The organism is Mycobacterium sp. (genome assembly GCF_049281135.1).
In the GTDB taxonomy this organism is placed as follows: Bacteria; Actinomycetota; Actinomycetes; order Mycobacteriales; family Mycobacteriaceae; genus Mycobacterium.
This window is the reverse complement of record NZ_JBAPRN010000097.1, coordinates 1-10,193: the sequence shown is the minus strand read 5'-3', so window position 1 is coordinate 10,193 and position 10,193 is coordinate 1. Positions and strand designations below refer to the sequence as shown.

Genomic DNA, 10,193 nt, shown 5'->3' with positions numbered 1-10,193 from the left:
CCCTAGCAGTGGGCGGCAATCGACCGCCGTATGACATCGACGGTTATTCAAGGGGCAACGCGAACATCGACGAGACCGAACGCTTCAGCACCACCGAAAGCCCATCGCCCTGGTATCTCAAACGATGGGTTCTAGCCCTGTGGGGCCTGACGGTGGTGATTCTGATCGCGATCATCATCTACGGCCTGGCGATCCTGGCCAGAGGCGGCGGGGGCGTTGCACCAACGCCGGCACCAACGCACTCGTCGACCACGACGTCCTCGCGCACCACCAGCCCGTCGCCGGCTCCGTCGTCGACCACTCCGACCACGACGGACACCTCGACAGAGACCCTCGAACCCGCGCCGCCGCAGGACACCGCAACCTGGACGCCGCAACATCCTCGCCACCATTGGTGGCGAAGCAATTTGCCCCCGTTACCGGCCATACCGCACTTCTGAGCCGTAATCCTTCGCCTGCATACGCGGCGCACTTCGCGATTGTCGGCAGTTAAGTTAGGGCATCCTTCGTCGCGGTAACCCCGCCGAAGATGTCACTATGAGCAGGCTTACACGGCTTGAGCAGGTGCAGTAGGTAAGTTACTGACCAGTAACATACATTTAGTTACTGACCAGTAACACGAGTCTTGGGGAGTTGCTCTGTGCACACGCAGATGCTGATCAGACTGGTTGTCGGCCTGGGGATGACGGCGATCATCGCTTTGCTCGCCGTGCGCCGGGTGCTGTGGCTGGCCAAACTCACGCTTTCCGGTCAACCGGTCAGCGGTCGCACCGACGACGTGGGCACCCGGGTCTGGACGCAGATCTCCGAGGTGTTCGGCCAGCGCAGGCTGTTGAAATGGTCCATCCCCGGGCTGGCGCACTTCTTCACGATGTGGGGCTTCTTCATCCTCGGTACGGTTTATGTCGAGGCCTACGGCACCCTTTTTCAGAACAATTTCCACATCCCGATCGTTGGCCGGTGGGATGCGCTGGGCTTCCTGCAGGACTTCATCGCGCTCAGCGTGGTAGCCGGCATCGCCACGTTCTCGATCATCCGGTTGCGCTCAGAACCCAAGGAGTACGGCCGTTCATCACGGTTCTACGGCTCCCACACCGGTGGCGCCTGGCTGATCCTGTTCATGATCTTCATGGTCATCGTCAGCTTCGCCATCTTCCGCGGTGCGTCCGCGAACACCGGAGCTTTGCCTTACGGCAACGGTGCTTTCTTCTCCCACGCCATGGGTGCGCTGATGCACCCGCTGGGCGCCACGGCCAACGAGTGGATCGAGACGTTCGCGCTGCTGGCACACATCGCGGTGGCGCTGATCTTCCTGTTGATCGTGCTGCACTCCAAGCACCTGCACATCTTCCTGGCGCCGATCAACGTCACCTTCAAGCGGCTGCCTGACGGCCTGGGTCCGCTGCTGCCGATCGAGGCCCACGGCAAGCCCGTCGACTTCGAAAACCCGCCGGACGACGCGGCTTTCGGCCGCGGCAAGATCGAGGACTTCACCTGGAAGGGCAACCTTGACTTCGCCACCTGTACCGAGTGTGGGCGCTGTCAGTCGCAGTGCCCGGCCTGGAACACCGGTAAGCCGTTGTCCCCCAAGCTCGTCATCATGGATCTTCGGGATCACTGGATGGCCAAGGCTCCCTACATCCTTGGCGAGAAGAAGACCGAGCCGCTCGAGGGTCTGGATCTCGAGACCGCCCACGAAGAGGGCCACCACGTCCCCGAATCCGGTTTCGGCCGCGTGCCCGGACACGGACCCGAGCAGGCAACCCGTCCGCTGGTCGGCACCGCCGAACAGGGCGGGGTGATCGACCCCGACGTGCTGTGGTCATGCGTGAACTGCGGTGCGTGCGTCGAGCAGTGCCCAGTGGACATCGAACACATCGACCACATCGTCGATATGCGCCGCTACCAGGTCATGATGGAGTCGGAGTTCCCGTCCGAACTCTCGGTGCTGTTCAAAAACCTTGAGACCAAAGCCAATCCGTGGGGGCAGAACGCCGGCGACCGCACCAACTGGATTAGCGAGGTCGACTTCGACGTGCCGGTCTACGGCGAGGACGTCGACAGCTTCGACGGTTACGAATACCTGTTCTGGGTGGGCTGCGCAGGCGCGTACGACGACAAGGCGAAGAAAACCACCAAAGCCGTCGCCGAACTGCTGGCCATCGCCGGAGTGAAGTACCTGGTGCTGGGCACCGGCGAAACCTGCAACGGCGACTCGGCCCGTCGCTCGGGAAACGAATTCCTGTTCCAGCAGCTCGCGCAGCAAGCCGTCGAAACCCTGGACGGTCTGTTCGAAGGTGTTGAGACGGTCGACCGCAAGATCGTGGTCACCTGCCCGCACTGCTTCAACACCCTCGGCCGTGAATACAAGCAGCTGGGCGCCAACTACTCGGTGTTGCACCATACCCAGCTGCTCAACCGGCTGGTGCGCGACAAGAAGCTGGTACCGGTCAGCCCGGTCTCCGAGGACATCACCTATCACGACCCGTGCTTCCTGGGCCGCCACAACAAGGTCTACGAAGCACCGCGTGAGCTGATCAGCGCGTCGGGCGCAAAGCTCGCCGAGATGCCGCGGCACGCCGACCGCAGCTTCTGCTGCGGCGCCGGTGGTGCGCGGATGTGGATGGAAGAGCACATCGGCAAGCGGATCAACCACGAGCGTGTCGACGAGGCGCTGGCCACCGGCGCCACCACCGTGGCGACGGCGTGCCCGTTCTGCCGGGTGATGGTGACCGACGGTGTCAACGACCGCCAAGAGGCCGCCGGACGCGAAGGCGTCGATGTCCGCGACGTGGCGCAGCTTCTGCTCGAGTCGCTCGATCGCAGTTCGATCACGTTGCCGGAGAAGGGCGCTGCCGCAAAGCAGGCCGCCGAGCATGCGGAGAAGGCCGCACCGAAGGCATCCGCTGCCACCACGACCGCCCCGGCCAAGGAAGAAGCTGCCGAACCGGAAGCGGCCGCGCCTGCCGAGGACAAGGCCACCAAGGCAGTCACCGGATTGGGCATCGCCGGTGGCGCCAAGCGCCCCGGGGCCAAGAAGGCAGCACCCAAAGCTGAAGCCACGCAGGCTCCGTCGGCCGCCGAGGAGAAAGCTCCCGAGGCCAAGGCGCCTGCGGCGCCCGCCAAGGGGCTGGGCCTGGCTGCCGGGGCCAAGCGACCGGGCGCGAAGAAAACTGTGGCAAAGCCAGAAGCCGCAGCACCATCCGCGCCCGCGGAACAACCTGAAGCCAAGAGCGAGCCCGCGGCCGCCCCGGAGGCCAAGGCACCGGCCGCGCCGGTCAAGGGTCTGGGCATAGCGGCGGGGGCCAAGCGCCCGGGAGCCAAGAAGACCGCTGTTGCACCGGGACCATCCGCGACACCGGAGCCGGAGGCCAAGCCCGAACCTGAGGCGAAGGAAGAACCGCAATCCGCGCCCGCCGCAAGCGATGGCGAGGACGGTGTTCAGGCTCCGCCGGCAGCGCCCGTCAAGGGCCTGGGCATCGCTCGCGGCGCCCGCCCGCCGGGTAAGCGCTGATCAGGCTGGTTGTTGAATTAGAAAATAGCTGGACAGCCGTGGCACCATAGTCGATGTGACTACTCATCAGCTGCCATGGCAGAACGCGGGGCATCAGCCGCGGCAGCGTACGTTCGCGCAGTCCTCGAAGCTGCAGGACGTGCTCTATGAGATCCGCGGGCCGGTGCATGACCACGCCGCACGACTCGAGGCCGAGGGGCACCGCATCCTCAAGCTGAACATCGGCAACCCGGCGCCGTTCGGCTTCGACGCACCCGATGTCATCATGCGCGACATGATCCAGGCGCTGCCCTACGCGCAGGGCTATTCGGATTCCAAGGGGATCCTTCCTGCGCGACGCGCGGTAGTCACCCGCTACGAACTCGTCGACGGCTTCCCACGTTTCGACGTCGACGACGTGTATCTGGGCAACGGGGTTTCGGAGCTCATCACGCTGACCCTGCAAGCCTTGCTGGACAACGGCGATCAGGTGCTGATTCCGGCTCCCGACTACCCACTCTGGACGGCATCGACCTCGCTGGCCGGCGGCACTCCGGTGCACTACCTGTGCGACGAAACCCAAGGCTGGCAACCGGATATCGCCGACATCGAATCGAAGATCACCGAGCGCACCAAGGCTTTGGTGGTCATCAACCCGAACAACCCCACCGGCGCCGTCTACGGTCGTGAAATCCTCACGCAGATGGCCGATTTGGCGCGCAAGCATCAGCTGCTGCTGCTCGCTGACGAGATCTACGACAAGATCCTGTACGACGATGCCGAGCACATCAGCATGGCCACGCTTGCCCCCGACCTGTTGTGTCTGACCTTCAACGGGCTGTCGAAGGCCTATCGGGTGGCCGGGTATCGGGCCGGCTGGCTGGCGATCACCGGGCCCAAGGACCACGCCAGCAGCTTCATCGAAGGCATTCACCTGCTGGCCAACATGCGGTTATGCCCGAATGTTCCTGCCCAGCACGCGATTCAGGTCGCGCTCGGCGGCCATCAGAGCATCGACGACTTGGTGCTACCGGGCGGGCGCCTACTCGAGCAGCGTGACGTTGCCTGGTCCAAGCTCAACGAGATTCCTGGGGTCTCGTGCGTCAAGCCCGCCGGAGCGCTCTATACGTTCCCACGGCTCGATCCCGAGGTGCACGAGATCGTCGACGACGAGCAGCTCGTGCTGGATCTGCTGCTGTCGGAGAAGATCCTCGTCACTCAGGGAACCGGATTCAATTGGCCCGCACCGGATCACCTGCGGATCGTCACGCTGCCGTGGTCGCGCGACCTTGCCCGCGCCATCGAGCGGTTGGGCAACTTCCTGGCGAGCTACCGCCAATAGCGCGGTGTAGATGTCCGGCAGTACGTCCGTGAAGTCCGACACCGGCCTTGATATCCAACTGTATGCGCTGCTCAACTGCTAATATCCCACCGTTCGCTGAGTGTCCCCAGCGAAGTTGCTGGCAGGTTCCGGCGAGCCCACTGTGCGCCGAAACGCCGCATCTCATTATTTGAAGTTTCTATGAGTTTGGCCGCTGAGCGCGCGTCGCGATGAAACTTAGGCGCACTATTGGTTACATCTTTGCCAATGTTTCCGCCTCGTTGGTTTTCCACACAGGAGTGGTTGCGCGAGTTCCTCTGCGGTGCACATGGCCTGATCACAGGGGGTGCGGCGTATCGACTAACAGTTGATGCCCCCGCAGATCTTCACCCACCACCTGTACGTCTATCAAACAATAACTGCGACAACAGATCTGGATAGATCATTCCTATTGGAAGGAGAGTTGCGATGTGCTCTGTTGCAAAGCCGGCACAGTCGCCAGCAGCAACGGCCGACCGCGACCGATTGTGTACACCGACACCGACAATTCCTGACGTTTTCTTTGTCTCGATCCCGGCCGGTTTGGATCGCTGACCATGGACTTCGGCGCGTTACCACCCGAAATCAACTCTGGCAGAATGTATTCCGGCCCCGGCTCGGCACCTATGCGCACAGCATCAGCGGCATGGAATCTGCTCGCGGCCGAGCTCGAGTCGGCGGCGACCCAATACCAATCGACCATCGACGTCTTGGACGACGAATGGCTCGGGCCGACATCAGCGACGATGGCCGCCGCTGTCGACCCGTACATCACCTGGATGAACACCACCAGCGCGCAAGCCGAGCAGACCGCAGCCCAGGCCTCGGCCGCTGCGAGTGCTTACGAGGCGGCATACGCGATGACGGTCCCCCCGCTTGAGATCGCCGCCAACCGCACGCAGCTGGCGATGTTGGTCGCAACGAACGTGATCGGCCAGAACACCCCGGCGATCGCCGCCAACGAGGCGATGTACGGCGAGATGTGGGCACAGGACGCCGCGGCCATGTACGGCTACGCCGGCAGTTCGGCGGCGGCCGTATCGGTCAAAGCGTTCACCCAGCCGCCGGAGACGTCGAATCCAGCGGCCCAGGCCACGCAGGGCTCGGCGGTCGCGCAGGCAAACGGCGCCAGCACCGGGGCCGGTGTGCAGTCGCAGCTGCAGCAGCTGACGTCAACGATCCCCTCGTCGTTGAAACAACTCACCTCGCCGATATCGGCTGCGACGAATGCGGCCGCGCAGCCGGCGGGTTTTCTCGGCGACCTCCTCGACTTTCTAGATGGCGCGGACGGGAACCCCATCGGAACCTTCCTGAACTCCAGCCTCGTGAACGGTGTCGTGTCGGGCTCATACGTCAGTCCCGCGCTCGTCGTGCCCGCGATCACCAGCGGCTTGGCCGACATCAATTCATTACAACCGGCCGGCGAAGCCGTTGGCGGGGGCTTGAGCGCTCCGGCGTTCGCGTCGGGCATGATCACCCCGGCACCGGTGGTGCCGAGCGTGGGCGTTTCGGTGGACGCCGGTGGCGGCACACTGGTCGGCAAGCTGTCCGTCCCGCCGGCGTGGACGGCGGCGGCGCAGGTCGCCAACCACAGCGGCGTGACCTATGCCGGTGGCGGCTGGACCAATGCGGTCGGCCCGAGTGGCGGCGGTACCGGAGCCGTCCCGGCCGCCATGCCGGGTTTCCCGGGTGCATCCGCCAGGTCCGGCGGGTTCGGGCACGGCCCCCGCTACGGAAACCGCCTGACCGTGATGGGGCGTCCGCTGTCGGGTGGCTGAGGTCTAGCCTCGTTCCAGCAGCTGCAGCAGGTAGGTGCCGTAGCCGGATTTCAGCAGAGATTCGGCGCGGCGGGCCAGCTGTGCGTCGTCGATGAAGCCCATCCGCCATGCGACTTCTTCGGGGACACTGACTTTCAGACCCTGGCGGCGTTCGAGCGTACGAATGTAGTCACCGGCATCGGCCAGTGAGTCGAATGTCCCGGTGTCCAGCCAGGCTGTGCCGCGGGCGAGCACTTCGACGGCCAGCCGACCCTGATTGAGATAGGTCCGGTTGACGTCGGTGATCTCGTATTCGCCGCGCGCAGAGGGCTTTAGGCTCCGGGCAATCTCGATCACGTCGTTGTCGTAGAAGTACAAGCCCGGCACCGCGTAGTTTGATTTCGGCGTGGCCGGTTTCTCTTCGATCGACAAGGCAATGCCGTCCGCGCCGAAATCGACCACACCATATGCCGACGGGTTGGCCACCCAGTAGGCGAAAATTGCTCCCCCGCTTATCTCTTGATGACGTCGGAGGTTGGTGCCCAGCCCGGGTCCGTAGAAGATGTTGTCGCCCAACGCCAAAGCCACCGAGTCGGAGCCGATGTGGCCGGCACTGATGACGAACGCCTGGGCCAGACCCTCAGGATGACCTTGTACCGCGTAGCTGATGTTGATGCCGAATTGGCTGCCGTCACCGAGAATTCGCTCGAATGCGACCGCATCCGGAACGGTGGTGATCACCTGGATGTCGCGAATCCCAGCCATCATCAGCGTGGACAGCGGGTAGTAGATCATCGGTTTGTCGTAGACCGGCAACAGTTGCTTGCTGACGCCCATGGTGATCGGGTACAAGCGCGTACCCGAACCGCCGGCCAGGATGATTCCTCGCATCTACCACTCCTCAGTCTACGAGGTCGGCGTTGGTCAGTTCGGTGGCAGCGAGCGCTGCCGCCAGGTTGTCATGACGAAACACCGAGGTGACGTGGTCGTGCACGACGCGGAAGGCAGACGCGATGGTGGAGTCGGATTCGCCTGAGCCGCCGATCTTCTGTTCGACGACGACGACGCCGTCGTGGACGAATATCTTGCCGACTTCAGCGTGGGGAGGGTGGGCCGATGCCCAGTCCCGCAATGCGGCGTGGCCTTGGGCAGCGCCATGCGCATCGCCGACTTCGATGTCCTCGCTGGACAGGGCCAGCAGGGTGTCGAGGTCAGACGCGTTCAATGCGTCATGCCAAGCCAGCACGGTGGCCATCTCCGATGTGGTCATGGTGTAGAAAGGTACCGCGTGGGCCTAGAAAGGCGTGCGCCCGAGCCAGTTCTGCCATATTGACGCGTCGCCGGATGCCACGATGTCGGTGTCTTCTAACCGGACACGCCGGACCAGTGCCAGTAGCAGGTCGACGGCGCCACCCCGCAGCAGCACAGAACCGTCTTGGACGCCGTGCGACCACGAAATGCGGCCGCCGTCTGCACGGATCGTCCACTGCCCGGCGACACCCACCCCGGGGTCGGTGGCGCACAAAGCCACAGTGTGGCCGTCCTGCAGCGGAATTGGCGCGTCGTCGCGACCGGCCTCGCTCGCGACCCGCTCGAGCCATTCGCCGATACCGTCGGCGGCCAGCTCGGGCGAAAGCGCGTACTCGAGCCCCAGCGCCAGCGCCCCGTCGGCGCGGTGCACCGTCGCCTCGTGCAGTCGGCGCCGCGCCCACCAGTAAGCCGGGCGCGGGCCCAGGAAAGTCCACACCGGGGTTTCCACCCCGATGTCTTGGATCGCATCAATCACCAGCTGCGCCCCGCCGTGCAGCCAGTCGATCGCCTGGTCGGGGTCGGGCGGCGGCTTGCCGTTCTCGACCGCGCGCGGGTCGAGGTAACCGTCGATGCGGTCGGCGATGATCTTGGCGGCCCAACGATCACCGCGGCCGACGTGCCGCAGCAGGTGCGTAAGGCTCCAACCGGGACACGTCGGTATCGGAGTCGACGGTTCGCCGTTGCGAATTACCTCGCCGAAGGCGCGGTTCTGCTCTACAAACTCGACCGCATAGTCCACGCGGTCAGGTTACGCGCCGACCCAAGCAGTGCACGCGCCAACCGGCCTGCTGCCACTTCTGCACGTCGAGGCAGTTGCGGCCGTCGACGACGACGCGGGAGCGCACCCGGTCAGCGAGCTGATTGGGATCGAGATCGACGAATTCCTGCCACTCGGTCAGCACCAGGACCGCGTCGGCACGGTCACACGCCTCCTCCACCGAGACGGCGTAATTCAGCGTGGGATAGAGCCGCTGGGCGTTTTCCAGTGCCTTGGGGTCGTACACGTTGACCGCGGCCCCGTTGAGTTGCAACTGACCGGCGACATTGAGCGCCGGCGAGTCACGCACGTCGTCGGATTCGGGCTTGAACGCGGCACCGAGCACGGCGATGTTCGCGCCCAGCAGCGAGCCGCCGCACGCGTTGGTGGCGATTGCGACCATCTTGGTGCGGCGACGCATGTTGATGTTGTCGACTTCGCGCAGAAAGGTCAACGCTTGGTCGGCGCCGAGCTCGCCGGCGCGCGCCATGAAGGCACGGATGTCTTTCGGCAAGCAGCCACCGCCAAAGCCCAAGCCGGCGTTGAGGAATCGGCGTCCGATCCGGGGATCGTGCCCGAGCGCGTCGGCCAACAGTGTGACGTCTGCGCCGGCGGCTTCGCATACCTCGGAGATCGCGTTGATGAATGAGATCTTGGTCGCCAGAAAGGCGTTTGCGGAGACCTTAACCAGCTCCGCGGTCTGCAGGTCGGTCACCAGGAACGGGACCTCGGCGTCGAGGATCGGCGCGTACAGCTCACGGATCGCGGTCTCGGCGCGCGTCGAACCATCCTGGACACCAAGCACAATGCGATCAGGATGCAGCGTGTCGTGGATCGCGAACCCCTCGCGCAAAAACTCCGGGTTCCATGCGACTTCGATGTCGACACCCGGACGCGCCGCGCCACGGACTCGTTGGACAAGCTCGGCCGCGGTCCCGACCGGAACCGTGGACTTCCCGACGATCACCGCCGACCGTGTCAAACGCGGTGCGAGCGTGTCGATTACGGCGTGGACATGGCTCAGGTCAGCGCCGTATTCGCCCCTCTTCTGCGGAGTGCCAACCCCGAGGAAATGCACGTCGGCGAAGTCGGCAGCCAGGTCGTAGTCGGTAGTGAATCGAAGGCGGCCCGCTGCGATGTTGTCCCGCAACATCTTTCGCAAGCCGGGCTCGTAGAATGGAACATCGCCCGCAGCCAGCTTGGCGACCTTACCGGGATCGATGTCGACACCGACGACTTCGTGCCCCAGTTCGGCCATCCCCGCAGCGTGGGTAGCACCCAGATAACCCGTACCAAAAACGGTGCACCTCATACACCCGTGTGTAAGTCGCCGCAATGAGCTAACGGCATCGCTCTTCTGAGCGGGGGGCAAACGCCAGGTGACGGTTTACCGTCGGAAGTTAAAAACCCAGGCCAGGCAAGCCAAATCAGTGACCGAAGCCACCGTGACCCCCGCCACCATGGCCGCCACCGAAGCCGCCGCCACCGCCGCCGAAGCCGCCACCGCCGCTGCCG

At 64.3% G+C, this 10,193-nt stretch carries 7 protein-coding genes and 1 pseudogene; 4 read left to right on the top strand and 4 right to left on the bottom strand.

Annotated elements, in window-relative coordinates; translation table 11 throughout:
- The 4 genes and pseudogenes from WAN02_RS04075 to WAN02_RS04060 all read left to right on the top strand — a co-directional run.
- Positions 1-440 (top strand): annotated as a pseudogene (locus tag WAN02_RS04075) (hypothetical protein); the annotation flags it as partial.
- Positions 441-640: 200 nt separating this feature from the next.
- Positions 641-3,514, top strand: a complete 2,874-nt coding sequence (locus tag WAN02_RS04070) for a heterodisulfide reductase-related iron-sulfur binding cluster (protein WP_422262897.1) — start codon at positions 641-643, stop codon at positions 3,512-3,514.
- A 28-nt stretch (positions 3,515-3,542) separates the two neighbouring features.
- Positions 3,543-4,835 carry a pyridoxal phosphate-dependent aminotransferase gene (locus WAN02_RS04065; protein ID WP_422262898.1) on the top strand — a complete coding sequence of 431 codons (1,293 nt, stop codon included), beginning with the start codon at positions 3,543-3,545 and terminating at the stop codon, positions 4,833-4,835.
- A 575-nt stretch (positions 4,836-5,410) separates the two neighbouring features.
- Positions 5,411-6,631: a PPE family protein gene (locus WAN02_RS04060; RefSeq protein ID WP_422262896.1), complete on the top strand. Its 1,221-nt coding sequence runs from the start codon at positions 5,411-5,413 to the stop codon at positions 6,629-6,631.
- A 3-nt stretch (positions 6,632-6,634) separates the two neighbouring features.
- On the opposite strand, the gene rfbA is transcribed toward WAN02_RS04060, so the two are convergent.
- Genes rfbA through WAN02_RS04040 form a run of 4 tightly spaced genes read right to left on the bottom strand, consistent with a single transcriptional unit; the run spans position 6,635 to position 9,990 of the window.
- Complete coding sequence (gene rfbA / locus WAN02_RS04055; RefSeq protein WP_422262895.1) at positions 6,635-7,501, bottom strand: glucose-1-phosphate thymidylyltransferase RfbA; 867 nt, start codon at positions 7,499-7,501, stop codon at positions 6,635-6,637.
- A 10-nt stretch (positions 7,502-7,511) separates the two neighbouring features.
- On the bottom strand, positions 7,512-7,880 hold the full coding sequence (locus WAN02_RS04050) for a nuclear transport factor 2 family protein (protein ID WP_422262894.1): 369 nt from the start codon (positions 7,878-7,880) through the stop codon (positions 7,512-7,514).
- Positions 7,881-7,904: 24 nt separating this feature from the next.
- Positions 7,905-8,660 carry a maleylpyruvate isomerase family mycothiol-dependent enzyme gene (locus tag WAN02_RS04045; protein ID WP_422262893.1) on the bottom strand — a complete coding sequence of 252 codons (756 nt, stop codon included), beginning with the start codon at positions 8,658-8,660 and terminating at the stop codon, positions 7,905-7,907.
- A gap of 4 nt (positions 8,661-8,664) precedes the next feature.
- Positions 8,665-9,990 carry a UDP-glucose dehydrogenase family protein gene (locus tag WAN02_RS04040; protein ID WP_422262892.1) on the bottom strand — a complete coding sequence of 442 codons (1,326 nt, stop codon included), beginning with the start codon at positions 9,988-9,990 and terminating at the stop codon, positions 8,665-8,667.
- Positions 9,991-10,193: the final 203 nt, after the last annotated feature.

Excerpts from the sequence above, each read along its gene's own strand:
- WAN02_RS04040 (WP_422262892.1), bottom strand. The coding sequence starts at position 9,990 with ATGAGGTGCACCGTTTTTGGTACGGGTTATCTGGGTGCTACCCACGCT.
- WAN02_RS04050 (WP_422262894.1), bottom strand. The coding sequence starts at position 7,880 with ATGACCACATCGGAGATGGCCACCGTGCTGGCTTGGCATGACGCATTG.
- rfbA (WP_422262895.1), bottom strand. The coding sequence starts at position 7,501 with ATGCGAGGAATCATCCTGGCCGGCGGTTCGGGTACGCGCTTGTACCCG.
- WAN02_RS04060 (WP_422262896.1), top strand. The coding sequence starts at position 5,411 with ATGGACTTCGGCGCGTTACCACCCGAAATCAACTCTGGCAGAATGTAT.